This is a genomic window from Ancalomicrobiaceae bacterium S20, from assembly GCA_040269895.1.
Lineage (GTDB): Bacteria > Pseudomonadota > Alphaproteobacteria > Rhizobiales > Ancalomicrobiaceae > Methyloraptor > Methyloraptor flagellatus.
This window is the reverse complement of sequence record CP158568.1, coordinates 2,317,822-2,344,536: the sequence shown is the minus strand read 5'-3', so window position 1 is coordinate 2,344,536 and position 26,715 is coordinate 2,317,822. Positions and strand designations below refer to the sequence as shown.

Genomic DNA, 26,715 nt, shown 5'->3' with positions numbered 1-26,715 from the left:
GGCTTCCGTTCCGTCGACGCTCAGACGATCAGGCCATCCAGAGATTTCACGCCGCCGCTCGACGGGAAGATCGCGCGCGTGAGCTGGTCGTCGCCGATGCCGAGATGATCGCGCAGCACGCCCTTGGCGACCGAACGGATGTCGATGGTCGGCTTCAGGTCGCGCTTCTCGTAGAGCTGCGCTTCGGCGAGGCCGGGCCAGTCGGCGACGACCCGTCCGCCCTTGACCGCGCCGCCGATGAGAAAGGCCACGGTGCCGGTGCCGTGATCGGTGCCGTCGGTGCCGTTCATCCGGACCGTGCGGCCGAACTCGGTCGCGACCAGCACCACCGTCTCGTTCCAGGCCGGGCCGAGCTCGATCTTGAGCCCGTCGACGGCGGCGTCGAGCGAGGCGAGCAGCTTCGACAGCGTGCCCTTGGTCGGGTCCTCCGAGGCGTGAGTGTCCCAGCCGAGGAAGCTCATCGTGCCGATGCGCGGCCCGTCCGGCGTCGCGAGCAGCCGGCCGGCGGCGAGGCCGGCCTCGCGGAAGTTCTGCGGACCGCGCTGCTTGTTGCGGTCCATCATCGAGCCGGTCGAGGCCTCGAGCTTGATCGCGTCGGTCAGCCGCGTCGCCAGCTCCTGGTCGCGGTGCTGGTAGAGCGATAGCAGGCGCGTGCGCGTGTCCTCGGAGGCCGGCTGGAAGCCCGGCGGGATCCAGGTGACCACCTGCGCCTTGCCGCGCATCACGAGCGGCAGGCCGGCGCCGACCGACAGGCCGCGACCGTTGTGCCGCTCGCCGACGGGCAGGGCGGCGAGCGCCCGGTTCATCCAGCCGCTGTCGACCTTGCCGACGCCGGGCATGCCGCTTTCGAGCACGTCCTGGCCGTCGAAGTGCGAGCGCTCGCGATAGGGCGAGGCGACGGCGTGGAACACGATCGCCTGCTTGTCGCGATAGAGGCCGGCGATGGTCGGCATCGCCGGATTGAGCGCGAACAGCCCGTCGAGCGGCACGCCGCCAGCGAGCGTCAGGCCCTGGCGCGCGCTCGTAGTTCGGATCGCCGATCGGCGCGACCGCGGCGAGGCCGTCGAGCGCGCCGCGCAGGTTGATGAAGACGAAGCGCGGGTCGCGCGCCGGCGCCGCGGAGGCGACGCGCGGCACGTTGGCCCAGGCGACCAGAGCGCCCGTGGTCAACAGGAAGCCGCGCCGGGAAACAGCGTGCAAGGCCATGGATGATCCTCCTCCATCGGCCGCGAGCCCCGACCGGGGCCCGTCCCCCCGGAGCCGAGCATCACCATAGCAAACGAGATCGGTGTCCAAATCATGGACGGATCATGGGACGTCTGCGGCGGGGCCGTAGGGAACAGGAGCGCCCGATCCTTCATTGTTTCGAAATGGATCGAATGGAATGTTCGATCGCTTGCTCAATGTCTTCGACCAGATTGTTATTCGGGAGTGGCCATGACGGTTCTCGTGACGGGCGGTGGCGGCTATATCGGCAGCCACATGGTTTGGGCTCTCGTCGACGACGGTCAGGAAGTCGTCATTCTCGATAATCTGTCGACCGGGTTCCGTTGGGCCATGGCGCCGGAGGCGAAATTCGTCCAGGGCGATGTCGGCGACGCCGCGCTGCTCGACGGCGTGATCCGCGATCACGCCGTCGATGCGATCATCCACTTCGCCGGCTCGATCGTGGTGCCGGACTCGGTCGCCGACCCGCTCGGCTACTATCTGAACAACACGGTCAAATCGCGCGAGCTGATCGCCGCCGCCGTTCGCAACGGCGTGAAGCACTTCGTGTTCTCCTCGACCGCCGCCGTCTACGGCGACCCGAAGACGATACCCGTCGGCGAGGACGAGCCGCTGAAGCCGCTGTCGCCCTATGGCACGTCGAAGCTGATGACCGAGATCATGCTCGCCGACGTGGCCAAGGCGCACGACTTTCGCTACGCGGCGCTGCGCTACTTCAACGTCGCCGGCGCCGATCCGCGGCTGCGCACCGGCCAGTCGACCAAGGGCGCGACGCACCTGATCAAGGTCGCCTGCGAAGCCCTGCTCGGCAAGCGCGACCGGATCGAGGTGTTCGGCACCGATTATGACACGCCGGACGGCACCGGCGTGCGCGACTACATTCACGTGAGCGATCTCGTCGCCGCGCACCTGCTGGCGCTGCGCCACCTCCGCGACACCGGCGAGGTGCTGGTCTGCAACTGCGGCTACGGCAACGGCTTCTCGGTGCTCGACGTGCTCGGGGCGGTCGAACGGGTCGGCGGTGGCAAGCTGCCGGTCGTCTATGGCCCGCGGCGGCCCGGCGACAGCCCCAAGGTGGTCGCCGGCGTCGATCGGATCCGAGCGACGCTCGACTGGAAGCCCGCCTACGCCGACCTCGATGTGATCGTCGCCCATGCGCTGGCCTGGGAGCGACACCTCGGTCAGCGCAACCAGATCTGAGGCGCGCGATTCGACGCGGAAGGCCGCGGCGAATGAGCCGTGCTGCTCGCTGCCATTCGCCTGTTGCAGCATCGACGCCCGGCGCGTCCACCAGTCATCGATCCGCAGCGCCGCCGATCCACCGCGGTGCTGCAGCCTGCGTCGAGGCTTTAAAGCGAGCCCGAAAACGAATCAGTCCGTCGACTGACTACACGTTCGCTGCCGCGACTCGCTCCGGAAATGCGGCGGCGAGCGCGTCGCGCGCGGCGCGGACCACGCCCCGCTCGGTGATGAGCCCGGTCACCAGCCGCGCCGGTGTCACGTCGAAAGCGTAGTTGGCGACCGGCGATCCCGCCGGCGTGATCTGCACGGTCTCGATCCGGCCGTCGTCGGCGAGACCGGTCATATGGGTCACCTCGCGGGCGCCGCGCTGCTCGATCGGGATCTCGCGAACGCCGTCGGCGACCGTGAAGTCGATCGAGGGCGAGGGCAGGGCGACGTAGAACGGCACGCCGTTGTCGTGGGCTGCGAGCGCTTTCAGATAGGTGCCGATCTTGTTGCAGACGTCGCCGGTCGCGGTGGTGCGGTCGGTGCCGACGATGACGAGGTCGACGAGCCCATGCTGCATCAGGTGGCCGCCGGTATTGTCCGGCACGACCGTGTGCGGCACGCCATGGTGGCCGAGCTCCCAGGCCGTCAGCGCCGCGCCCTGATTGCGCGGCCGCGTCTCGTCGACCCAGACCTCGACCGCGATCCCCTCGTTGTGCGCCATGTAGATCGGGGCGGTCGCGGTGCCCCAGTCGACGGTCGCGAGCCAGCCGGCATTGCAATGGGTCAGCACGCGCACCGGCGCGCCGGCGGGCTTGTCGGCCGCGATCGTCCGAATCAGATCGAGACCGTGCCGGCCGATCGCGGCATTGAGCTCGACATCCTCGTCGGCGATCTCGGTCGCGAGACGGGCCGCCGCCAGGGCGCGCTCGGCCGCCGGCAGCGGCGCGAGCGCGGCGCGGACCTGATCGAGCGCCCAGCGCAGATTGATCGCGGTCGGCCGCGTCCGGACCAGCCGGTCATAGGCGGCGGCAAGACCGGCATCCGACGAATCGCGCTCGAGCCCGAGCACCATGCCCCAGGCCGCGGTGGCTCCGATCAACGGCGCGCCGCGCACCTGCATGGTTTCGATGGCCACTGCGGCATCATCGAGCGTCACGAGCGCGACGACCTCGAAGGCGTGCGGCAGGCGCGTCTGGTCGATGATCGCGACCGACCCGTTGTCCGCGCGCCAGATCGTCCGATAGCTGTTTCCGTCGACTTTCATCGTCTTGGCTCCCGAGAGCGCCGGTCGGGCTCTCTTCTCGATCCATGCAATCGCCCGGCTCTGCGGCCGTCTTAGCCGCCGATCATGACGCAAAGCCTGCGAGCGCGCTGTCGATCTCGGCAGCGGTCGGCATGCTGAGCTGGGCCCCGACCTTCGTGCAGGCGAGCGATCCGGCGACGGCTGCCCGCCGCATCGCGGGTTCCAGCGGCAGGCCGGCATCGAGCGCGGCACCGAGCACGCCGGCGAACGTATCGCCCGCACCGGTCGTGTCGACCGGCGTCACCGGCAGAGCCGGCACCGCGACCGTCTCTCCCGCAGGCGTCGCCGCGACCGCGCCGCGCGGTCCGAGCGTCGCGACCACGGTGGGCCCGAGCCGATCCGCGAGCCCGCGCACGGTCTCGGTCGCGTCTCCTGCCGCGAGGCCGAGCTGGGCGGCGAGATCCGCTGCCTCGGTCTCGTTCACGATCAGCAGGGACAGCGGCGCGAACGAATCGGCCGGCAGCGGACGAAACGGCGCGAGGCTCAAAACAGTTCGCGCGCCGGCCGCGCGCGCTCGTGAGGCGGCGGCGAGCGAGGCGGCGGTCGCGATCTCCATCTGCAGGAGCAGCGTGTCGCCGGGCGCGAAGGTCAGATCGGCGGCCGAAGCCTCGGTCACGCGGGCGTTGGCGCCAGGCGAGAGCACGATGACGTTTTCGCCGGACGAATCGACCGTGATCGAGGCGAGGCCGGTCGGCCGGTCGACGATCAGGACAGCGGCGAGGTCGACCCCTGATTCCCGGAGCAGCGACAGGGCCGTTTCGGCGAAGGCGTCGCCGCCGACCGCGCCCGCCATGCGCACCGCCGCCCCGGCGCGGCGCGCGGCGAGTGCCTGATTGGCGCCCTTGCCGCCCGGCACCAGCAGCGCGTCCTCGCCGGGGACCGTCTCGCCCGGCCGCGGCAGCTGCGCGACTCGCGTGACGAGATCGAGGTTTACCGAGCCGAACACCGTGATCATCGCGCTTTCCCCGAGTCGTTCTGCGTCGTTCTGCGTGGTTCCGCGAGTCGGTCGTGCCGGTCGCTGCGGGCTCGGCCACGCGGCAAGGCCCGCCGTCCTGCGGGCTTTCTAGCACGCCGAACCGGCCCGGAAAGCGGGCGCCGACGATTCGAAACGCCGTGTCGTCATACGCGCGATGACGTGCTTTATCCTCGGTTTACCGCGAGTTCTGCGGGGTTTTACGCACCGGCGCAGGGGGCACCCCTCGGAAATGTGACGCGTCTGCAACAGATGTTTCCCAAACGGTCTCCGGAACGGCTTCGGGTCCGCCTGACTACTTTCCACGAAGGAATGATCGGTTATGGTCTCACTCGATCGATGGTTCCGAGCGGATGCCGCGGTCGTCTTCGGTGGAGGCTCGACGCCATCACCGTGGTAACCCGAGGCAGGGCCGATACGGGCCTGTCGTCGAAAGTCAAACCTCAGGGGGTTTTCATGAAGTTCAAACTGGCTCTGCTGGCCGCCACCGTCCTCGGTGGTGCCACCGCTGCCCAGGCCGCCGACCTCGGCCGTCCGGCCCCGGCCGCTGTCGACTACGTCAAGGTTTGCGACGCCTACGGCGCTGGCTTCTTCTACATCCCGGGTTCGGACACCTGCCTCCAGATCGGTGGCTACGTCCGCGCTCGTTACTTCGTCGGTGGCGACAACTACTCGGCCGCTGGCGTCGGCGCGACCTTCCGTCCGTCGACCAACGGTGGCTTCTCGAATGTCGCTGGCTCGCGTCTCCGCAACAACGCGCTGACCCAGACCCAGGCTTCGGTCACCTTCGACGCCCGCACGAACACCGAGTTCGGCCTGCTGCGTTCGTTCGTCGACGCCCGCTGGACCATCGGTTCGGGTGCGACCGGCGCGACCGCCACGGTCGACAAGGCCTACATCCAGTTCGGTGGCCTGACCGCCGGCTTCGCCGAGTCGTTCTTCGACTTCTTCACCGGCGCGTCGTTCGGTTCGGTGTTCGAGCCGACCTGGGCTGACCACACCACCAACCTCCTGGCCTACACCTTTGCCTTCGGCAACGGCATCTCGGCCACCGTGTCGATCCAGGACCCGACCATCAGCGCGAACTTCACCGCTGACCGCGTCCAGGGTGGCCAGCTGATCGGCCCGTACAGCCCGGCCGGCACGACCGTGACCGCTGGCACCTACGGCGGCCACAAGGTTCCGGACTTCGTCGCGAACGTTCGCGTCGACCAGGCCTGGGGCTCGGCCCAGATCATGGGCGCTCTCCACCAGAACTACGACTCGTCGGCTCTGTACGGCGACAAGATGGGCTGGGCGATCGGCGCCGGCGTGAAGGCCAACCTGCCGATGATCGGCGTGGGTGACTACGTCGCTCTGCAGGGTGCCTACGGTGAAGGCGCGCTCAACTACGTGGCCTGGGGCCTGTACTCGAGCGACTACTTCCGCGCCACCTCGGGCGGCGTGAACAGCATCGCTCAGACGAAGGCTTGGCAGATCAGCGGTGGCTTCCACCACGGCTTCACCAAGACCGTTTCGTTCGACTTCGACGCCGGCTACGCTTCGGTCGACGCCGTCGGCCCGAACGACTTCAGCCTCGTCCGCCTGTCGTCGGACGTCGTCTGGACCCCGGTCTCGAACCTCGAGCTCGGCGTCGGCCTCGAGTACCAGGGCCTGCAGTACACCTCGGCGACCAAGGCGGCCTACGCTGCTGCTGGTGGCGCTGCGGCTGGCACCCTCGGCAACTCGAATGCCTGGGTCGGCCTGCTCCACGTCAAGCGCAAGTTCTGATCTCCTCGCGAGATCGGATCCGCGTGATCCTCGGCCCGGCGGGAAACCGCCGGGCCGTTTCGTTTTGGAGGATCGGTGAAGCCCCGCCGCCTCGCCTCTGTTCGGGCGACGTGTCGTCGCCTGTCGAATCGCGCGCCGCCTGGCCATGCTGGCGCCTCTGCGATCGCGCGTCCCCATCGCCCCGTGACGGACGAATTCTCGCCGGATTTGCTCCGACCCGCCGGCTGCGTCCCGGCTCCAGATGTTCGAACGTTCTGGCTCGCCGTTATCGCGACGACCTGCTCGTCGCTCGGCAGGTCTGGCCCGACCTGCCCGAGCGTGGCTGCGCACCATTCCCCAAGGGTCTCGGTATTCCCGACGCGGTGTTCGATCGGCTTAATCGCCGAATGATCGATACTGCAGCCTTCGGGCGACGTATGCGTAAAGTCGATTTATGGAATTAAATTTCTTTGAAATACAATCGCATTGGCGAATTTAATCCCGAAAAAGATCTTGTTATTCCGTCGGGTGCGGCAAGAAGTAACTTGACGTAAGACGTGACAAAGCTGCAACAACGTGTGGCGTGTACGTCATTGACCGAGCGTAATACATCGAACTGCTTCTTCCATGCTGTCTCGTTTCTCGTATCGTCGCGCTCAGTCGACGGCATCGTGCGATTGGCCGAGGTCGACGCGCACTCTGGTCGGGCGGGGGGACCGGTCCGCCAGGTTTGGACAAACGAGGAGTTCCATAATGAAGATGAAGCTGGCGATGGCCGCCGCGTTGGTCGCGGGCGCCGCGTCGACCGCCGAGGCAGCCGATCTTGGTCGGCCGGCTCCGGCCGCGGTCGACTATGTGAAGGTCTGCGACGCCTACGGCGCCGGGTTCTTCTACATCCCGGGCAGCGACACCTGCCTGAAGATCGGCGGATACGTCCGCGCCCGCTTCTTCGCGGGTGACGACAATTCCAAGAATTTCTACGGCGCCCCGGGCGTCACCTTCGTGCCGGCGCCCTTCGGTCTCGGCGGCGGCCGCGGCCGCGACAACTTCGCGAGCCAGACGGAAGTCTCTGTCACGTTCGACGCCCGCACGAACACCGAGTTCGGTCTGCTGCGTTCGTTCGTCGACGCGCGGTGGGACGTGAACACCCGTACCGGCACGGTGTCCTATGTCGACAAGGCCTATGTGCAGTTCGGCGGCCTGACCGCCGGCTATGCGCAGTCCTTCTTCGACTTCTTCACCGGCTACTCGTTCGGCGTGCGTGAGCCGCATTGGTCGGATCACACCACCAACCTGCTCGCCTACACCTTCGCCTTCGGCAACGGCATCTCGGCGAGCATCGCGGTCGAAGATCCGACGGTCTCCGGCACCACCGCCGCGGTCCGTCAGGTCGGCCCGCTGTTCACCGGTGTCGCGCCCTACGCGACGGCGAGCCAGGTCTATGCGACCCCCGTCTACGGCGGTCTGAAGAGCCCGGACTTCGTCGGCAACATCCGCGTCGACCAGGCCTGGGGTTCGGCCCAGATCATGGGCGCCGCGCATGAGAACTACGACAACACGGCCGGCGGTTATGGCTCCAAGTGGGGCTGGGCGGTCGGTGCCGGCGTGAAGGTCAACCTGCCGATGCTCGGCGCGGGCGACCAGCTCGCCCTGCAGGGCGCCTATGGCGAGGGTTCGAACTTCTATATCTCGAACGCGCTCTCCTACGCCGACTACTTCGCCGCGACCAATATCATCGGCGGTGCCCGTTCGATCGCCCAGACCAAGGCCTGGCAGATCAGCGGCGGCTGGCACCACGTGTTCACGCGCCAGTTCGCCTTCGACATCGACGCGTCCTATCTGAACGTCGACGCCGCCGGGCCGAACGACTTCCGCTCGTGGCGTCTGGCCTCCGACCTCGTGTGGACGCCGGTGACCAACCTCGATATCGGCGTCGGCCTCGAATACCAGTCGATCGACTACACGACCGCGACCCGCAACGCCTACGCGGCGTCGGTGGGCGGTCCGGCCGGAACCGCGCTCGGCAATTCGAACAGCTGGCTCGGCATCCTGCACGTCAAGCGCTCGTTCTGAGGCGCACGCGCTTCTCCAGCGACGAATCGACCAGCCCCGGCGGGAGACCGCCGGGGCTTTTTGTCGTCGCCATCGCCTCGAATACGACGGTTTGGCGACGATGACGGTTTGATGGGCCGCTTGAGCGTCATCACGGGCTCGAGATCAATCATTCGGCGGTGTGCCGTATCGCCCTCCGCGGGTTTCTTCTTCTGCGATCGGTCAGAGGAAACGGTATCCGTAGCGATCGAACGCGATGTCTATGCACGATTACGTGGATGGATGATCACCGATTGCCATGAGACTCAGTGAAAGCAGATAGGCGACGCAGCGAAGGGCGAGAAGACCTTCGGGTGTTGATTTGCCGGCTGTCTAAGCGTCGTCAATTCGCACCGCGAGAGCGTGTTTTATTGGCAACACGGCTGACGCAAAGGTGACCGAAGGCCGACGCGGCATGCCGCGGAGACTTCCATTTCCGGTCTCATGGCGTAAGTTGCGATCAGTCGGCGGCGGAGGCGTGGCAACACCATGGCTTCCAGGGACGGGTCAGGTCCTTCGTCGATTGCGCTGTTCAAATTCAAGGGGGAATTCCTGATGAACCTGAAGCTGGCTACGATGGCCGCCGCTTTCGCGGGTGTCGCCACCGCCGCCCAGGCTGCCGACCTCGGCCGCCCGGCCCCGGCCGCCGTCGATTACGTCAAGGTCTGCGACGCCTACGGCGCGGGCTTCTTCTACATCCCGGGCTCGGACACCTGCCTGAAGATCGGTGGCTTCGTGCTCGCCGACCTCCGCACCGGCGGTGGCAAGCTGTCGCGCTTCGACTCGACCGCCAGCTCCTTCGGTGACCGCACCCGTTCGGGCAACGTCTTCTACACCCGCGCCCGTACGCAGGTGAACTTCGACGCCCGCACCAACACCGAGTTCGGCCTGCTGCGTTCGTACATCGACGCCCGCTGGGAAGTGAACACCGGCGCCACTGCGGTGACCACCGTTCTCCCGGCCGCCTACATCCAGTTCGGTGGCCTGACCGCCGGTCTGAAGAACTCGGCCTTCGACTTCACCAAGGCCGGCTACAGCCTCGGTGCCGACTATCAGACCAACGCCTACTCGTCGTCGGTCGTCAACCAGCTCGGCTACACCTTCGCCTTCGGCAACGGCATCTCGGCGACCGTGTCGATCGAAGATCCGACCTCGGTCGACCCGAACATGTCGGGCTCGCCGCGTCGCGTCCAGTCGACCAACGCTGCCACCACCTACGGCGGCATGAAGGTTCCGGACGTCGTCGCCAACCTCGCCGTCAGCCAGGCTTGGGGTTCGGCGCAGATCGCCGCCGCGTATCATCAGGACTACGGCACCTTCCGTTCGGCCGACGGCTGGGCCATCGCTGGTGGCGTCGAGGTTCTGCTGCCGATGATCGCCAAGGGCGACAAGATCTACGTGACGGCCGCTTACGCGGACGGCGCTGTGTCTTACGCCTCGCAGCTCGGCAACGCGACCGGCCGCGTCAAGGAAGTCGCGCTGAACGGCACCGTTGGCTCGGACTTCGTCGATGACGGCATCGCGATCCGCAAGACCAAGACCTGGTCGGTGAACGGTGGCTTCCATCACGAGTTCAACCCGAAGTGGGAGTTCAACTTCGACGCGGGCTACGTGAACGTCGACGGCTTCGGCACCCGCGATTACTCCTTCGTGGGCGTCGGCGGCGACATCCGTTGGAAGCCGGTGTCGAACATGTACATCGCGCTCGACGCGGAGTACGGCTCGCTCTCCTACTCGACCGGCACCCAGGCTCTTCTCGGCACCTCGAAGAAGACCTACGACGGCTGGACCACGCTGGTCCGCGTCCGCCGCAACTTCTGATCCGATCCTTCGGTCTGAAGCTGATGACGAGCCCGCCTCACGGCGGGCTCGTTTTTTTTGTGCGGCACCTCGGGCATGATTCGGTCCGCGGTACGCTCGGACGCTTGCGCCGGAGCAGAGCCGAACCGCTGCTTCTGTTCGGCCGCCTTGGGCGCGCGTCGCTCTCCGATGCCCTAGATGCGGAACGACGGGGCGGGTGGTTTATCGATCTCGACGCGGTGTCGCGGCCGTGGAGCGGGGCAAATGTTCCCCCCTGGATCCCGGATGACGTCGAAGCGTTTTGCATAACCAGCATCGGCGCGGGTCGGTTAGCCTGTTTGGCAGGGGCAGAGATCGGGGTAGGTGCTCCATTCAATTAAAACAGACCGCGTGATGACAAAGGTTATTGTCAAGAGGGCACCGTTCGATCAGGTGTAGGTGCGATTGGAAGTTATAGAAAGTAAAAGACAGCGCGGAAGTATGATTGTTGTTGGATGGCAACAGTGTGGCGCGACGGATCGGAGTTATCTAACGTCATTTGATATTTTAGACTGTTCAAAATGCGGGCATTTCTTATGGTGAAGACCAGTCGGGGTCGCGACGGGCGGAACAAAACGCTCGCGTCCGGAGGACGGGTCAGGTCCGCCCCGGCACATGGCTCGTGCAAGGGGGACTCTCATGCAATTCAAGTTGGCTCTGGCGGCCGCGGCACTTGTCGGCACCGCCTCCGTCGCTTCGGCGGCCGACCTGGGCCGCCCGGCCCCGGCCGCCGTCGACTACGTCAAGGTCTGCGATGCCTATGGCGCCGGCTTCTTCTACATCCCGGGCTCGGACACCTGTCTGAAGATCGGTGGCCGCGTCTATTTCGACATGCGCACCGGTTCGGGCGCGTTCTCGCGCCTCGATCACCAGCTGTCGAACTACTCGGATCGCCGCCGCTCCGGCAATAACATCTTCACGCGCACCGCCGCCTACGAGACCTTCGACGCGCGCACCAACACCGAGTACGGCCTGCTGCGTTCGTTCATCAATCTGCGCCAGCGCTTTTCGACCGGATCGGCGGCGGCCGAGATCGTGCTGCAAGACGGCTTCATCCAGTTCGGTGGCCTGACCGCAGGCATGACGCGGTCGGCCTTCGACTTCACGCCGCTCGGCTACACGTTCGGCGTCGACTACAACGCGTTCCAGTCGAACGTGATCCTGAACCAGATCGGCTACACCTTCGCCTTCGGCAACGGCATCACCGCGACGGTGTCCGTGGAAGATCCGACCTCGGCGGACATCAACTACAACAACTCGCGCCGGGTCGCCTCGACCGGCGTCTTCACCGCGCTCTATGCCGGTCAGGCGGCGTACGGCGCCCTCAAGGCGCCCGATGTCGTCGGCAAGCTGAACATCAAGCAGGCTTGGGGCAGCGCGCAGATCTCGGCTGCCTATCACGACAACTACAGCCTCGCCAACGGCGACCGCGCCGGTTGGGCCGTGCTCGGCGGCTTCGAGATCCTGCTGCCGATGTTGGCGCCGGGCGACAAGATCGCCTTCGGCGGCGCTTATGGTGAAGGCGCGCAGGGCTTCATCACGGCCTACAGCCAGTACTCGACCGGCAACGTCCGCAATGTCGTGGTGCCGGGCGACTATATCGGTGAGGACTGGGCCGTCGACGGCTTTGGCCGTATCCAGCAGACCCGCAGCTGGGGCGTGATGGGCAGCTTCCATCACGAGTTCAACAAGAAGTGGGAGTTCAACTTCGACGCCTCTTACGAGAACGTCGACGGCTTCGGTGCCCGCGACTACGCGACCTACGGCCTGCAGGCCGACGTGCGTTGGAAGCCGGTGTCGAACTTCTACATCGGCGTCGGCGCCGAGTACGGCTCGATGGAGTTCTCCACCGCCACCCGGACGGCACATCCGCTGCTGCAGAACGTCGACGGCTGGACCGGCCTCGTCCGCGTCAACCGGACCTTCTGATCCGGAGCTGCGATCGAAATGGAAAGCCCGGCGGAGGATGCTCCGCCGGGCTTTCTGCATTTCCGGGCAAGCGGGAGTCGCGGCGGCGCCGAGCGCTCAGCGCGCTGCGCCGGCCGCGTCCACCCGGGCGAGCAACGCGGAGATCGCGGCGAGCGACGCTGCGTCCTCGAGCAGCGGCGCGTGACCTTCGTCGGCGACGGTGAATTCGACGAAGTCGGGATGCCGCGCCGCCATCATGGCGACGACGTGCTCGGAGAGCAGGTCCGACAGTCCGCCGCGGATCGCCAGGACCGGGATGGCACGCAGCGCATCGAACTGCGCCCACAGGTTCGGCAGACGGGTCTCGGGCGTGAGGGCGGCGAGGCCGGCGGTGATGGCCGGATCGAAGTCCGGGGCAGGGCGCCCATCGACGTCCTTGAGCAGGCGGCGGGCGAGCCGCGCGAAACCGGGCGCGTCCAGGCGCGGATAGATCGACGCGAACCGGCGCGCGACGAGCGCGGTCGCGCGCTCCCAGTCGAGCGGCAGCGGCGTCGCGGCGTCGTCGGTTGCGGCGCGGCCGGTGAATTCGTCGCGCAGCCTGAGCAGGCCGGCGAGCTCGATCTCGGGGCCGATGTCGTTGAGGATCAGGCCGGCGAGGAGCCCCGGCGCGAAGGCCGGAATCAGCATGCCGACCAGCCCGCCGCGCGAGGTGCCAAGCAGCGCGACGCGGGCGAGACCGAGTGCTGTCAGGCCGCGGATGACGTCGCCGGCCTCATGGGCCGGCGTGTAGGTGGCGGCATCCGCCGGCGCCGATCGTCCGCGTCCGCGCAGATCGAAGGCGACGACGGTTCGGCCGGCCGTCGCGACATGCGCCGCGACCGGCTCGAAATCGCGGACATTGCGGGTGAGGCCGGGCAGGCAGACGAGGGGAACCGCGACGCCACGGCCGCCGTCACCCGCGCCGGTCCCCTCGGTCGGACGGTAGAGCCGGCCAGCCAGCCGAACGCCGTCGGCGCCGTCATAGGTGAACGGGACGAACGGGGTTCCCATCGCATCCGCGGTCGGCGCTTCGAAGCGCGCGACCGCGGGCGGCGGAGTGGGGGAGGGCGCAGCCGGCGCCGGGGCGGTGGGGTCAGCACCGGCCCGTGGATCCTCCGCGCTATTCGTCTCCGCCCCGCTCAAGGCCGGACTCAATCGTTCATCGCGGCCGCGGCGGCCGGGATCGACCCGGTCGCGACCGGCGGCCGGGCGCCGATGCCGCGCTTCAGATCCTGTGCGATCTCGAGCCGGCGATTCTCGAGCCGGTAGCGGTAGATCTGCAGGTTCTCGAGCACCCGCTGGACGTAGTTGCGGGTTTCCGAGAACGGAATCCGCTCCATCCAGTCGACGATGTCGACCTGACCCGTGCGCGGATCGCCATAGGCCTGCACCCAGTCGCGGATGCGGCCCGGACCGGCGTTGTAGCCGGCGATCGCCATCACGTAGTTGCCGTCGTAATTGTTGACGAGCCGCGCGACATAGGCCGCGCCGAGCCGGACGTTGTAGTGGGCGTTCTGCCGCCAGGCGCGCGCATCATAGGGGATGCCGAGATACTTGGCCGCGTCGCGCCCGGTATCCGGCATGACCTGGAAGATGCCGACCGCGCCGGCGGAGGAGACGACCTCCTGATTGAACTCGCTCTCCTGCCGCATGATCGCGTAGGCGAGCGACTTCTCGAGCCCGCTCGTGTCGAGGTTCGCCGGCGCGCCGCGCACGGGGAAGGCCATCACGGCCATGTCGAGGCCGCGCTGGGCGCCGATCTTGCCGGCCATCACGGCATAATGGGTCCAGCCCTGCGCTTCGGCGAGCTCGACCAGCGCGGCGACCTGGCCAGAGGTCGGCAGCGTTTCGGCCATGTGGCGATAGAAGGTCGCCGCGAGATCCTTGCGGCCGAGCTGGCCGATCTTCTTCAACGCCGCGAACCGGTCGTCGCGCTCGATCGCCGCCCGATCGGAACCGCTCGGCCCGACCGATCGCGGCAGGCCGAGGTCGGCGACGCCGAGCTTGGCGCGCGCCATCTGGCCATAGAAGGTGAAGCCGTAGGCCGCCGCCTGACGATAATATTCGTTGGCCGATCCGCCACCGCCGGCCTCTGCCGCGCGGCCCATCCAGTAATAGGCGCGGGCACGCGATACCGGCTTGACCGAGTCGTCTAGGATCGCGGTGAAGTGCTTCAGCGCGGCCGACGGCTCGTTCAGGAAGCGCAGCGCGTACCAGCCGGCATGGAAATCGGCTTCTGCCTGATTGGCGCTGGTCGATCCGGCGTGGCCGACGACGACCTTGTAGGCGAGCCGCGCATCGCCCATGTCGATCAGCTTGCGGCTGACGATGCGCTTTTCTTCCCACCACTCGTCCGGCATCACCATCGCGCGCGGATCCTTCGGCGCGGCTGCGAGCATCTCGCCGGCATCGCGCCAGCGCTCCTGGCGGCGGGCCCACTGGGCGCGGCCGAACAGATAGGCCGGATCGCGCTTCAGATCGGACGGCACGGCATCGAGCAGCGCGCTGGCGTTGCCCTGCTTCTTCTCGACCGCGACGCGCGCCTGCGCGAGCGCGACATAGCCGCCGCCGAGCCGGCCGGCGACGCGCAGCGCCTCGCCGGTCCGGTTCTTCAGGAGCAGCATGTCGAGCCGCGCCTTGTGGTCGGCTGGGGTGAGCAGCGCGGCGAATTCCGTGGTGAGGATGCGTTCCTCGTCGTCGGAGAGCTTTTCGTTGCGATAGGCCTCGCGCGCCCAGCGCGCGGCCTCGTCGCGCCGGCCCTTCGCGACCAGGGCGCGGGCGAGCATGATCCGGCCCTTGTCGGAATAGGGGCGGCTGCCGGCGAAGGCGCCGATCACGTCGTCCGGCGCCGGGTTCTCCTTCTCGAGCGCCTGCTCGGCGCGGCGGCGGAAGAACTCCGGATCCGGCCAGGTCGGGTTCTCGATCGCAAAACGCGTGATCGCGGCCGCGGGCAGGCCCGAGCCCATGCGGATCAGATACCAGTCGACCAGCTTCTGTTCGACGCGGTCGAGCGACGGGCGCATGGCAGCGATGGTCGCGACATCGCCGCGGCCGGCGGCCTCCATCGCCTTGGAAAAGGCCGTGTCGGCCTGCGCGGGCGCGGCGAGCACGGCGGTCGCGCCAAGGGCGAGGGCCACGAGGGCCGTCGAGCGGAGCTGACCGAACATCCCAAATCTCCGAAACACCAGCGGCCGCGCCGAATTGGCCTGCGACCGGACACCATGCCCCCTCCGACCCTAGGGCCCGCATGGTGAACAAAGACTTACCGAAGGCCGCGATCCCCGCTCGCGGTCTTGTTGCTCGGCGCCGCACCCGGCGCTTTCGGGACCGGCGCTTTCGGGGCCGGCCGACGTTTCGCGGGGCTCCCTCCGCCGCCGGCAAGGCCTTAGCTCTGCTGCCCTTGCTCCCATGGGCGGCAGTGACTATTGTCCGGCCCCACGCCGCTCTGCCCGGATGTCGCGCTCTTCTCTACGCGCGATGGCCGAGATGGACGGGTCGCGGACTGTGTGTCCGACCGGGATCATGCCCTGTTCCGGGTCGGAATGCCAGTTTCCACGTGTTTTTGGGTTTCCGGCACATTTCGAAGAGGGTCGGTCGATGTTCAAGGGGTCCATGCCAGCACTCGTCACGCCGTTCCGGAACGGGGCGGTCGACGAGAAAGCGTTCCAGGACCTCGTGGCTTGGCAGATCGATCAGGGCAGCCACGGCCTCGTGCCGTGCGGCACCACGGGCGAGAGCCCGACGCTCTCGCACGCCGAGCACAAGCGCGTCGTCGAACTGACCCTCGAGGTGGCCAAGGGCCGCGTGCCGGTGATCGCCGGCGCCGGCTCGAACAACACCGAAGAGGCGATCGACCTCGCGCGCTTCGCCGAGAAGGCCGGCGCCGACGGCCTGCTGGTGGTCGCGCCCTACTACAACAAGCCGAGCCAGGAAGGCCTCTACCGCCACTTCATGGCGGTCGATGCCGCGGTCGGCATTCCGATCATCCTCTACAACATCCCGCCGCGTTCGATCGTCGACATCTCGGTCGAGACCATGCTTCGCCTGAAGACCGACAGCCGCAACATCATCGGCGTCAAGGACGCGACGATGAACCTGAACCGGCCCTCGCTCGAGCGCATGGCGATCGGCAAGGACTGGGTCATGCTGTCGGGCGAGGACGGCACCGCGCTCGGCTACATGGCCCATGGCGGCAACGGCTGCATCTCGGTGACGGCGAACGTCGCGCCGAAGCTCTGCGCCGCCTTCCAGGAAGCCTGCATGCGCGGCGACTATGCCGCCGCGCTCGACTATCAGGACAAGCTGATGCCGCTGCATCGCGCCATGTTCCTGGAGCCGAATCCGGGCGGCCCGAAGTACGGCCTCGCCAAGCTCGGCCGCATCCAGAACGAGCTGCGCCTGCCGATGGTCGCCGTCTCGGCCGCCGTCGAGGCCGAGATGGACAAGGCCATGCGCCACGCGGGCCTGATCAACTGAACCGGGACGGCGGCCGCGCGTTGACGTGCGGCCGCGCCGTTCCCATCTGACCGGGTTCGACCGCAGCGGACGAACTCGGGAAAGTGGAAAGACGATGAGCAAGGATGCGGGCCACAACAAGCTTGCGGCCGAGAACCGCAAGGCCCGGTTCAATTACGAAGTCATCGACGTCTACGAGGCCGGCATCGCGCTGACCGGCACGGAGATCAAGTCGCTGCGTGGCGGCAAGGCCAACATCGGCGACAGTTACGCCGCCGCCGAGGGCACGAACTTCGTGCTCTACAACGCCTATATCCCCGAATATCTGCAGGCGAACCGCTTCAATCACGAGACGCGCCGCCCGCGCCGGCTACTGATGCACCGCCGCGAGATCAACAAGCTCCTCGGCGCCACCGAGCGCGAAGGCCTGACCGTCGTGCCGCTCGACATCCACTTCAACGACAAGGGCCGCGCCAAGGTCAAACTGGCACTGGCTCGCGGCAAGAAGCTGCACGACAAGCGCGAGAGCGACAAGGAACGCGACTGGAAGCGCGAGCAGGGGCGTTTGCTCAAGGCGCGGGATTGATGCCCGGTTGCCGGCAGAGGGCCGTTCGCCGGTCGCGCCGAGCGTGATCAGCCCTCGGCCTTCGCGTCCTGTTCCTGACGACGCTTGATCGCCTCGATCTCGTCGATCATGACGGTGAGTGCCGCGAGCGCTTTGCGCTCGCGTGGCGACAATTCGCCCTTGGGCTCGAAATGGTCGACCAGCACGGCCAAGGCTTCGCCGATGCGGCCGAGTTGGCGTCCGTAGCTGCCGACCTCGTCGAGGATCACCCGCTCGACCTCCGGGGCGCTGGATCGGCCGAGATCAATCGAGAACAGGCTGTAGCGATTGCCGCTGAACCAGGAGGTCAGCGGCGCGATGACCTGGCTGACATCGCCGGAAAAGGGCAGTTGGATCGCCGGCAACCCGGGAATGCGGAACGTCGCCATGATGCGGTCTCCCTCGGTCGAGAAGGGAGAACTATGTCACTGCTTGCGACCGGAAGGCGAGTCGAGGCGTCACCCGATCTCCGCCCGGATCGCCGCGAACACGTTCCGAAACATCTCGGTCGTGAGCACGCCGGTGTTCGTGTTGTAGCGGGAGCAGTGGTAGCTGTCGAAGAGCACCGGGCGACCGTCGAGCCGGTGCACCGCGCCGTGGCCGAAGGGCACGCGCGACGGTACGAGGCCGAAGGCGCGCACGACGCTGTCGTGGGCGATGCGGCCGAGCGCGAGCACCGCCTTCAGCCCGTCGAACGAGGCCGTGGTCGAGACGAGGAACGGCCGGCAGGTGTTGATTTCGGCCGGGGTCGGCTTGTTCTCGGGCGGCACGCAGCGGACCGCATTGGTGATCGCCGCATCGACGAGCTGAAGCCCGTCGTCCGGCCGCGCCTGAAACGTGCCGCGCGCAAAGCCGTAGTCGATCATCGTCGCGTAGAGGAGGTCGCCGGCATAGTCGCCGGTGAAGGGCCTGCCCGTGCGGTTGGCACCGCGGATCCCGGGGGCGAGGCCGACGACGAGCAGCTTCGGCGCATCGCCGCGAAACGACGGCACCGGCGCATTGAACCACCCCGGTTCGCGCGCGCGCCATTCCTCGCGGAAGGCGACGAGCCGGGGGCAGAGCGGGCAGTCGCGACCGGGATCGGCGGGGGTGTCGATCCCGGCATGCGCGACGGCAGGTTTGGCTGAGCGGGCCATCGGCAGATCGGCGCGCTCAGACGTCGTCGTCGAATTCGTCTTCTTCGTAGTCCGGCGTGTGCTGGCGGCGCTGCGCCTCACGCTCGGCCATGCGCGCGGCGCGTTCGGCCGGGTCGCGACCGATCTTGGCCTGCAGCGTCGACAGGTCGACGAAGTGGTCGGCCTGACGGCGCAGGTCGTCGGCGATCATCGGCGGCTGCGTCTGCAGCGTCGAAATGACCGACACCTTCTTGCCGCGCCGCTGGATCGCCTCGACCAGACGGCGGAAGTCGCCGTCGCCGGAGAACAGCACCAGATGATCGATATGATCGGCGATCTCCATGGCATCGACCGCGAGCTCGATGTCCATGTTCGCCTTGATCTTGCGGCGGCCCGACGAGTCGAAGAACTCCTTGGTCGGCTTGGTGACGACCTTGTAGCCGTTGTAATCCAGCCAGTCGATCAGGGGGCGGATCGACGAGTACTCCTGATCCTCGATCAGGGCGGTGTAGTAGAACGCGCGCAGCAGGTAGCCCTTGCTCTGAAACTCCTGCAACAGCCGCTTGTAGTCGATATCGAACCCCAACGCCTTGGAGGTTGCGTAGAGGTTGGCCCCATCGATGAACAGGGCAATCTTTTCACGTGGATCGAACATCGTGTCCAGTTCTTTTGCTGATATGCAGCCCGACAGAAACGTAATGATTTCGTTGGGCTCGCCTCAGATGAAATTTCGATGGGCCGACATTCGCCGTCGAGAAATCTGCAGCGAACGAATGTTCCTGACCGGCGGTCATCGAACCGGAACAGCCTAGACGATTTCGTCCCCCGGTGCCAGCAATCCTTGTACGATCGGCGAGATTTGATCATCCGTTCAGCAACAGTGTTGACGGATCTATACGCGTTTGCTGGAATGTGCTCGTTGTTCCAGGACGTGAGACACTGGGCCGCTTCGGCTGGCGGGTGGCATTTGGCGCTGTGCAACGGGCCGACGGATCGCCGGCCGCGCGAGGGATCGGACCCGGTTTCGACCGTGCGGTCGGGAGCGGCCGAGAAACCGTTGCTTTTTTGCGTGCGGGCGCCTAAATGTCCGCTCTGGTTTCGCCTCAGGAGAATTGGGAATGGCGCGCGTCACCGTCGAGGACTGCATCGACAAGGTCGAGAATCGCTTCGAGCTCGTGCTGCTCGCGAGCCATCGCGCGCGGATGATCTCGTCCGGTTCGCCGATCACGATCGATCGGGACAACGACAAGAACCCGGTCGTCGCGCTGCGCGAGATCGCCGACGAGACGGTCATCCCCGAGGATCTGAAGGAGGAGTTCATCCACTCGCTCCAGAAGTTCGTCGAGGTCGACGAGCCGGAGCCGGAGACGGTCCCGATGATCGCCGCCTCCTCGGAGGACGACGACTCGATCCAGTTCGACCGCATGTCGGAAGAGGAACTGCTCAAGGGCCTCGAGGGCCTCGTGCCGCCGGACAAGGAGGAGGAGGACTGATCCTCCTCGCGACGCCCGAGAGGGCTCGATCCCGGGCCGGCATCGGCTCCCATTCGCGACCGCCCCTCCGGGCGGTCGTCGTGTTTTCAGGCCGGGCGCCCTCTGTCGGCCCCGCTCTGGCGGCCGCGGCTTCGCCAGCGGCGCGTCGACGCCAGGGCAGGCGTGTCGCATCACCACTGACGGGCGGTGCCGTCCCGTGCCATATTCACCGAATATTCCGTTCCGACTCGTAGGTTCGGGGATCGGCGTCGTGGCGTCCGGCCGGATTCGCGATCCCGTATCGTGAAAAGGAGACCCGCGCACCCCGGTTCTTTGGACCGGGACGACCGCGGGTCGGGACGACAACAAAAGGCCTTCCGGGAGGACCAGAACCGACGATGATGCGGCAGTACGAACTCGTCGAACGGGTCAAGCGATACAATCCGAACGCCGACGAGGCGCTGCTCGACAAGGCCTATGTCTACGGGATGATGAAGCACGGCTCGCAGAAGCGGGCCTCCGGCGATCCCTACTTCTCCCACCCGCTCGAAGTCGCCGCGATCCTGACCGATCTGCGCCTCGACGATTCCTCGATCGCGGTCGCCCTGCTGCACGACACGATCGAGGACACCGACGCCACCCGCGCCGAGATCGACGGCAAGTTCGGCCCGGAGATCGGCGGGCTGGTCGAGAGCCTGACCAAGCTCAAGAAGCTCGACTTCGTCTCCAAGAAGACCGAGCAGGCCGAGAATTTCCGCCGCCTGCTGCTGGCGGTCTCCGACGACATCCGCGTGCTCCTGGTCAAGCTCGCCGATCGTCTGCACAACATGCGCACGCTCCACTACGTGCCCGAGGCGAAGCGCTTCCGCATCGCCGAGGAGACGATGGAGATCTATGCGCCGCTCGCCGGCCGCATGGGCATGCAGGGCATGCGCGAGGAACTGGAGGATCTGGCCTTCCGGCACCTGCAGCCGGAAGCCTATCAGATGATCTCCAACCGGCTCGCCGCGATGCGGGAGGAGAACAAGAACCTCATCCCCGAGATCGAAACCGCGCTGACCGAGAAACTGGCGGCCAACGGCATCCAGGCGCGCGTCAAGGGTCGTGAGAAGAAGCCCTATTCGATCTATGTGAAGGTCCAGCGCAAGGGCCTGACCTTCGAGCAGCTTTCCGACATCTACGGCTTCCGGGTCGTCGTGCAGTCGGTCGAGCAGTGCTATCTGGCGCTCGGCATCGTGCACCGGACCTGGTCGATGGTGCCGGGCCGGTTCAAGGACTACATCTCGACCCCGAAGCAGAACGACTATCGCTCGATCCACACCACCGTGGTCGGCCCCGGTCGCCAGCGCGTCGAGCTGCAGTTCCGCACCGAGGAGATGCACCGCTTCGCCGAATACGGCATCGCCGCGCACGCGCTCTACAAGGACGGCGACAAGATCGCCGGCGGCCGCAACATCGCGCGCCTGTCGGAGGCATCGGGCGCCTACGGCTGGCTGCGCGACACGATCGAGCGGCTGAACGACCCGAACCTCAATCCGGAGGAATTCCTCGAGAACACCAAGCTCGAGCTGTTCCACGATCAGGTGTTCTGCTTCACGCCCAAGGGCAAGATCATCGCGCTGCCGCGCGGCGCGACGCCGATCGACTTCGCTTATGCGGTCCATACCGACGTCGGCAACACCTGCGTCGGCGCCAAGGTCAATCGCCGCATCACACCCTTGATGACCGAGCTCGCCAATGGCGACGAGGTCGAGATCATCCGCTCGAAGGCGCAGGTGCCGCCGCCGGCCTGGGAACAGATCGCCGTCACCGGCAAGGCGCGCGCCGCGATCCGGCGCGCCACGCGCGAGGCGGTCAGAAAGCAGTTCGGCGGCCTCGGCCGGCAGATCCTGGTCCGCGCCTTCGAGCGCGCCGGCCGCAGCTTCTCGGACAGTCTGTTGTCGGGCGCCATGGGTCGGCTCGGCCACCAGTCGCTCAATGACGTTCTCGCGGCGGTCGGTCGCGGCGAGGTGCCGTCGGAGGCGGTGCTGAAGGCGGTCTATCCGGACTATCAGGACGAGCGCGCCAACGCCGCCGCCAAGACGGCGAGCGGCGAGGGCTGGTTCGACATCGGCGGCCGGCGCCAGAAGATGAAGTTCCGCGTGCCGGGCAGCGACGACCAGCGCTCGATTCCGATCCGCGGACTCTCCGGCGATCTGCCGGTGCGCTTCGCGCCCGAGGGCGGCGCGGTGCCGGGCGACCGCATCGTCGGCATCCTGACGCCGGGCGAGGGCATCACGATCTATCCGATCCAGTCGCCGGCCCTGAAGGACTTCGACGACGAGCCGTCGCGCTGGCTCGATGTGCGCTGGGATATCGATGCCAACGATCCCGAGCGGTTCCCGGCGCGGATCAGCATCACCTCGCTGAACGAGCCGGGCTCGCTCGCCGCGATCGCCCAGGTGATCGCGGACAACGACGGCAACATCGACAACATCAAGATGATCCGCAAGGGCGCCGACTTCCACGACATCATGATCGACCTGGAAGTCTGGGACCTGAAGCACCTGAACCGGATCATCAACCAGCTGCGCACCAAGCCGATCGTCTCTGCGGCCGAGCGCGTGAACGGCTGAGCAAGCCCCCGTCAAAGCAAAACCGGCCGCATTGCGGCCGGTTTGTATCGCGCTCCGTGGATCGAGCCTCAGGCGCGCGGCGGCAGCGCCGGCGGGAACGACAGCCCGTCGGGCAGCGCCTCGATGCCGCGCTCGGCGATCATCGCCGCCGCTTCCGCTTCGGACTTGTCGACGACCGAGACGCCGAACTCCGGATCCCGGTAGATGCCGAGGCAGCGGAACCAGTACTTGTCGTTCGCGACACCGCGACGTTCGATGTCGGAGCTGCCGGCGAATTCGTAGCGTCGGCGATCGGGGCCGAAATAGGTCGCGGTTTCGTAGTAGAGGATCTCGCGGTTGAGCTGATCGGCGAGCCGGTGCACGAGCCGCGGCATCAGGTGCCGGTCGCGCACGAGAAGCTCGTCATAGCCTTCGCCGACCAGCTTGCGCACGCCGACACGATCACCGGGCGCGACGACGGCATAGACCGGCGCGGCGCGATCGGCGGCGTTCGGCGCCTTGCGCAGCGCCTTCAGATAGGCCGAGGCGCCGGGGGCGAGCGGATCGGTCACGATGTGGAACCGCACGGGCTCGCGAAGCGTGTCGGCGTCGATCCGTTCGGCGGCGACGCAGCGGCCGACACCGAGGCGCGCGGCCGCGCCGAGCAGGCTCTGGGCGAGCGGATCGTTTCCGACGACGACGATGGCAGTGGACGAGAGCGGCGAGGGCATGCTGTTGAAGTCTCCGGCGATCGATTCGACCTTGGCCGTCAGCCGATGAATAAGGCGTTTACGTAAACAGGTCATCAAGAGATGTCGGCCGTCCCGGCATCTCGGTCGGGCTGATCGGATCACCGTCCTACACCTGCGTCAACGGGGCGCCCGCAATGATCATCGGCATCGGATCGGACCTCATCGACATCCGGCGGGTCGAGCAGACGCTCGAGCGATTCGGCGAACGCTTCACGCACCGTGTCTTCACCGAGGTCGAGCGCGCGCGCTCGGAAGGCCGCAAGGAGCGCGCGGCGTCCTATGCCAAGCGCTTCGCCGCGAAGGAAGCCTGTTCGAAGGCGCTCGGCTCCGGCATCCGCATGGGCGTGGCGTGGCGCGAGATGGGCGTCGTCAATCTGCCCTCCGGCAAGCCGACCGTCGCGCTGACCGGCGGTGCGGCGGAACGGCTCGCCGCCATGACGCCGCCGGGCTTCACCGCGCGCATCGACCTCACCATCACCGACGACTACCCGCTCGCCCAGGCCTTCGTCGTGATCTCGGCCTGGCCGGCGGACTGGCCGATGCCCCGGGCCCGAACCGAGGCGGACGAACCGAGCTGAGGCACGGCCGGCTGCGTGCCTCTCCGCCGCCGTAATCGGGTCGCTCTGTTGCGGCGGGTCGGGCGAGGCGTTATCACCGGCAGACTGACAGGCGAGGCATCCGAAGGGCCCATGAGCGTGACCACCGAACCCGAAACGAAAGAAGGCGGCTGGGGCGAGACCATCAAGGTGATCGTCCAGGCGCTGATCCTGGCGGTCCTGGTCCGCACGTTCCTGTACCAGCCCTTCAACATCCCCTCCGGCTCGATGAAGTCGACGCTGCTCGTCGGCGACTATCTGTTCGTGTCGAAGTTCAGCTACGGCTACAGCCGCTTCTCGCTGCCGTGGGTGTTCTCGGACGTGCCGGTGCACGGCCGGGTGCTCGGCAGCCAGCCGAAGCGCGGCGACGTGGTGGTGTTCCGCCAGCCGAACAACACCGACGTCGATTTCATCAAGCGCGTGATCGGCCTGCCGGGCGACCGTATCCAGACCAAGCACGGCGTGCTCTTCATCAACGGCACCGCGGTGAAGAAGGAGCCCGTCGACGCCTTCGTCGAGCAGGATCGCTTCGGCGGCGAGGTCAAGACGCGCCGCTATCGCGAGACCCTGCCCGAGGGGCGGTCCTATCTGGTGCTCGACGCGATCGAGGAAGGGCCGGGCGACAACTGCCCGAGGCCGCGCGCGTCGGCCACCATGAACGACTGCGTGGCCCTGAACGGCGCGGCGAGCGACAGCCAGGAATATGTCGTGCCCGAAGGCCACTACTTCATGATGGGCGACAACCGCGACAATTCCCAGGATAGCCGGTTCCCGCAGGTCGGCTACGTGCCGGCGGAAAATCTGGTCGGCCGCGCCGAGATCATCTTCTTCTCCATCGAGGAAGGTGCGCAGGCCTGGCAGTTCTGGACCTGGCCGTGGACGATCCGCTGGTCGCGGATGCTCGACACGCTGTGAGATCAGGCAAGGCGAGACCGCCGGCCGGGCTCGTGCCGGCCCGGGCCGGTCTCGGCAAGAACGCGGCGGAACCGGCATGAGCGGCAGGGACAAGGACAGGCTCGCGGCGATCGAGGCGCGGATCGGCCATGTCTTCGCCGACCGGCGCCTGCTCGCGCAGGCGCTGACCCACACGAGCGCGGTCTCGAACGCCGCCGACAGCTATCAGCGGCTGGAGTTTCTCGGCGACCGCGTGCTGGCGCTCGGCGTCGCCGGCATGCTGTACCGGGCCTATCCGAAGGCCGACGAGGGCGAACTCGCGCGCCGGCTCAACGCGCTGGTCAAGCGCGAGACCTGCGCCGAGGTCGCCAAGAGCCTGCATCTGGGCGAGGCGGTGCGGCTCGGTGGCGGCGAGGCGCAGACCGGCGGCCGCACCAAGGTCGCCATTCTCGGCGACATCGCCGAAGCGGTGATCGCCGCGATCTATCTCGATGCCGGCGTCGCCCCGGCGCTCGCCTTCGTCGAGCGCAACTGGGCGGCCCGCATGAAAACCGCCGGCGGCGCGCAGCGCGACGCCAAGACCACCCTGCAGGAATGGGCCCAGGGCCGCGGCCTGCCGACCCCGACCTATCGCCAGACCGACCGCACCGGCCCCGACCACGATCCGATGTTCACGATCGCGGTCGAAATCCCCGGCGTCGAGATGGCGACCGGGACCGGCCGGTCCAAGCGCGAGGCCGAGCAGAACGCCGCCGCGGCCGTGCTGGTCCGCGAGGCGATCTGGCGCGAGGGCAGTTGGCGCGATGGCGTCTGGACCGAAGGAACCACCGATGCCTGACGAGACCGACAAGACCGCCGACACCGACACTTCGGTCGTAGCGCAGACCGCCGCCGATCCGGCAAAGGCCGACAAGGCAAAGAGGCCTCGCGCCGCCGCGCCTGAGCATCGCCGCATCGGCGGCCCGGCCGAGGGGGCATGGCGACGCGCGCCGGCTTCGTCGCGCTGATCGGCGCCCCGAACGCCGGCAAGTCGACGCTGCTGAACAGTCTGGTCGGCTCGAAGGTCTCGATCGTCACCCACAAGGTGCAGACCACGCGCGCGCTGATCCGCGGTATCGCCATGGTCGACGAGGCGCAGGTGATTTTTGTCGACACGCCCGGCATCTTCAAGCCGCGCCGACGTCTCGACCGCGCCATGGTGACCACCGCCTGGGGCGGCGCCGCCGACGCCGACCTCGTCGCCTTCCTGGTCGACGCCAAGAAGGGCCTCGACGAGGCCGCGCTCGCCGTGCTCGACAAGCTCGCCGAGGTGCGCCAGCCGAAGATCCTGATCCTGAACAAGATCGACCTCGTCAAGCGCGACACGCTGCTGGCGCTGACGGCGGAAGCGAACGCGCGCACGCCGTTCGAGGCGACCTTCATGGTTTCCGCGCTCGACGGATCGGGCGTCGAGGACGTGCTGAAGTGGTTCGCCGGCAAGGTGCCGGCCGGCCCGTGGATGTTCCCGGACGATCAGGTCTCCGACCTGCCGATGCGCATGCTCGCAGCCGAGATCACGCGCGAGAAGGTGTTCCTGCGTCTGCACGAGGAACTGCCCTACGAGTCGACGGTAGAGACGGAGCTCTGGAAGGAGCAGAAGAACGGCGTGCGCGTGGAGCAGACGATCTACGTCGCCCGCGAGAGCCAGAAGGCGATCGTGCTCGGCAACAAGGGCGAGACGATCAAGGCGATCTCGATGGCGGCCCGCAAGGAGCTCACCGAGATCGTCGAGCGGCCGGTGCACCTGTTCCTGTTCGTGAAGGTGCGCGAGAACTGGTCCGACGATCCGGAGCGCTACCGCGAGATGGGGCTCGAATTCCCCAAGGGGTGAGCGC

21 protein-coding genes and 1 pseudogene are annotated in these 26,715 nt (G+C 67.2%); 13 read left to right on the top strand and 9 right to left on the bottom strand.

Features of this window, described 5'->3' with window-relative positions; all coding sequences use genetic code 11:
- Positions 1-20: 20 nt before the first annotated feature.
- A pseudogene (locus ABS361_10680) lies at positions 21-1,206 on the bottom strand (DUF1501 domain-containing protein).
- A 231-nt stretch (positions 1,207-1,437) separates the two neighbouring features.
- On the opposite strand from ABS361_10680, the gene galE reads away from it, so the two are divergent.
- Entirely contained in the window at positions 1,438-2,427 is a 990-nt protein-coding gene (gene galE, locus ABS361_10675) for a UDP-glucose 4-epimerase GalE (GenBank protein XBY46629.1), read from the top strand.
- Between the two features lie 187 nt (positions 2,428-2,614).
- Here the strand turns inward: galE and mtnA are convergent, their stop codons facing one another.
- Together mtnA and ABS361_10665 are read right to left on the bottom strand one after the other, a co-directional pair.
- Positions 2,615-3,721, bottom strand: coding sequence for an S-methyl-5-thioribose-1-phosphate isomerase (gene mtnA, locus ABS361_10670; protein XBY46628.1), 1,107 nt, complete (start codon positions 3,719-3,721; stop codon positions 2,615-2,617).
- A gap of 82 nt (positions 3,722-3,803) precedes the next feature.
- The gene (locus ABS361_10665) at positions 3,804-4,715 is read right to left on the bottom strand and encodes a ribokinase (GenBank protein XBY46627.1); all 912 of its coding nucleotides are present in this window, start codon (positions 4,713-4,715) and stop codon (positions 3,804-3,806) included.
- Between the two features lie 474 nt (positions 4,716-5,189).
- Between ABS361_10665 and ABS361_10660 the strand changes: the two genes are divergently transcribed.
- The 4 genes from ABS361_10660 (at position 5,190) to ABS361_10645 (ending at position 12,341) form a co-directional block, all read left to right on the top strand.
- Positions 5,190-6,503, top strand: a complete 1,314-nt coding sequence (locus ABS361_10660) for a porin (GenBank protein XBY46626.1) — start codon at positions 5,190-5,192, stop codon at positions 6,501-6,503.
- A gap of 732 nt (positions 6,504-7,235) precedes the next feature.
- Entirely contained in the window at positions 7,236-8,555 is a 1,320-nt protein-coding gene (locus ABS361_10655) for a porin (protein XBY46625.1), read from the top strand.
- Between the two features lie 573 nt (positions 8,556-9,128).
- Complete coding sequence (locus ABS361_10650) at positions 9,129-10,394, top strand: porin (GenBank protein ID XBY46624.1); 1,266 nt, start codon at positions 9,129-9,131, stop codon at positions 10,392-10,394.
- 657 nt (positions 10,395-11,051) lie between these two features.
- Entirely contained in the window at positions 11,052-12,341 is a 1,290-nt protein-coding gene (locus tag ABS361_10645) for a porin (protein XBY46623.1), read from the top strand.
- 96 nt (positions 12,342-12,437) lie between these two features.
- Here the strand turns inward: ABS361_10645 and ABS361_10640 are convergent, their stop codons facing one another.
- Together ABS361_10640 and ABS361_10635 are read right to left on the bottom strand one after the other, a co-directional pair.
- The gene (locus ABS361_10640; GenBank protein XBY46622.1) at positions 12,438-13,370 is read right to left on the bottom strand and encodes an alpha/beta hydrolase; all 933 of its coding nucleotides are present in this window, start codon (positions 13,368-13,370) and stop codon (positions 12,438-12,440) included.
- Between the two features lie 140 nt (positions 13,371-13,510).
- The gene (locus ABS361_10635) at positions 13,511-15,526 is read right to left on the bottom strand and encodes a lytic transglycosylase domain-containing protein (GenBank protein XBY46621.1); all 2,016 of its coding nucleotides are present in this window, start codon (positions 15,524-15,526) and stop codon (positions 13,511-13,513) included.
- Between the two features lie 430 nt (positions 15,527-15,956).
- Between ABS361_10635 and dapA the strand changes: the two genes are divergently transcribed.
- Both dapA and smpB read left to right on the top strand, forming a co-directional pair.
- Positions 15,957-16,835: a 4-hydroxy-tetrahydrodipicolinate synthase gene (dapA, locus tag ABS361_10630; GenBank protein XBY46620.1), complete on the top strand. Its 879-nt coding sequence runs from the start codon at positions 15,957-15,959 to the stop codon at positions 16,833-16,835.
- Positions 16,836-16,929: 94 nt separating this feature from the next.
- Positions 16,930-17,400 (top strand): SsrA-binding protein SmpB, encoded by a 471-nt coding sequence (gene smpB / locus ABS361_10625; protein XBY46619.1) that lies wholly within the window; start codon positions 16,930-16,932, stop codon positions 17,398-17,400.
- 47 nt (positions 17,401-17,447) lie between these two features.
- Here the strand turns inward: smpB and ABS361_10620 are convergent, their stop codons facing one another.
- The 3 genes from ABS361_10620 to ABS361_10610 all read right to left on the bottom strand — a co-directional run bounded on the left by ABS361_10620 (position 17,448) and on the right by ABS361_10610 (position 19,188).
- The gene (locus ABS361_10620) at positions 17,448-17,807 is read right to left on the bottom strand and encodes a hypothetical protein (GenBank protein ID XBY46618.1); all 360 of its coding nucleotides are present in this window, start codon (positions 17,805-17,807) and stop codon (positions 17,448-17,450) included.
- A gap of 69 nt (positions 17,808-17,876) precedes the next feature.
- Positions 17,877-18,554 (bottom strand): uracil-DNA glycosylase, encoded by a 678-nt coding sequence (locus tag ABS361_10615; GenBank protein ID XBY46617.1) that lies wholly within the window; start codon positions 18,552-18,554, stop codon positions 17,877-17,879.
- 16 nt (positions 18,555-18,570) lie between these two features.
- Positions 18,571-19,188, bottom strand: a complete 618-nt coding sequence (locus tag ABS361_10610; protein ID XBY46616.1) for an NYN domain-containing protein — start codon at positions 19,186-19,188, stop codon at positions 18,571-18,573.
- A 463-nt stretch (positions 19,189-19,651) separates the two neighbouring features.
- On the opposite strand from ABS361_10610, the gene rpoZ reads away from it, so the two are divergent.
- Together rpoZ and ABS361_10600 are read left to right on the top strand one after the other, a co-directional pair.
- Complete coding sequence (gene rpoZ / locus ABS361_10605) at positions 19,652-20,026, top strand: DNA-directed RNA polymerase subunit omega (protein ID XBY46615.1); 375 nt, start codon at positions 19,652-19,654, stop codon at positions 20,024-20,026.
- 377 nt (positions 20,027-20,403) lie between these two features.
- Positions 20,404-22,620 carry a bifunctional (p)ppGpp synthetase/guanosine-3',5'-bis(diphosphate) 3'-pyrophosphohydrolase gene (locus ABS361_10600; protein ID XBY46614.1) on the top strand — a complete coding sequence of 739 codons (2,217 nt, stop codon included), beginning with the start codon at positions 20,404-20,406 and terminating at the stop codon, positions 22,618-22,620.
- A gap of 68 nt (positions 22,621-22,688) precedes the next feature.
- Here ABS361_10600 and ABS361_10595 read toward each other — a convergent pair whose 3' ends face one another.
- The gene (locus ABS361_10595; protein ID XBY46613.1) at positions 22,689-23,453 is read right to left on the bottom strand and encodes a hypothetical protein; all 765 of its coding nucleotides are present in this window, start codon (positions 23,451-23,453) and stop codon (positions 22,689-22,691) included.
- A 32-nt stretch (positions 23,454-23,485) separates the two neighbouring features.
- Between ABS361_10595 and acpS the strand changes: the two genes are divergently transcribed.
- The 4 genes from acpS (at position 23,486) to era (ending at position 26,711) form a co-directional block, all read left to right on the top strand.
- A complete protein-coding gene (acpS, locus tag ABS361_10590; GenBank protein XBY46612.1) occupies positions 23,486-23,929 on the top strand; it encodes a holo-ACP synthase in 444 nt (147 codons plus the stop codon).
- A 111-nt stretch (positions 23,930-24,040) separates the two neighbouring features.
- Positions 24,041-24,862: a signal peptidase I gene (gene lepB, locus ABS361_10585; protein ID XBY46611.1), complete on the top strand. Its 822-nt coding sequence runs from the start codon at positions 24,041-24,043 to the stop codon at positions 24,860-24,862.
- Positions 24,863-24,938: 76 nt separating this feature from the next.
- Entirely contained in the window at positions 24,939-25,679 is a 741-nt protein-coding gene (rnc, locus tag ABS361_10580; GenBank protein ID XBY46610.1) for a ribonuclease III, read from the top strand.
- Positions 25,680-25,817: 138 nt separating this feature from the next.
- Positions 25,818-26,711: a GTPase Era gene (gene era / locus ABS361_10575; protein ID XBY46609.1), complete on the top strand. Its 894-nt coding sequence runs from the start codon at positions 25,818-25,820 to the stop codon at positions 26,709-26,711.
- Positions 26,712-26,715: the final 4 nt, after the last annotated feature.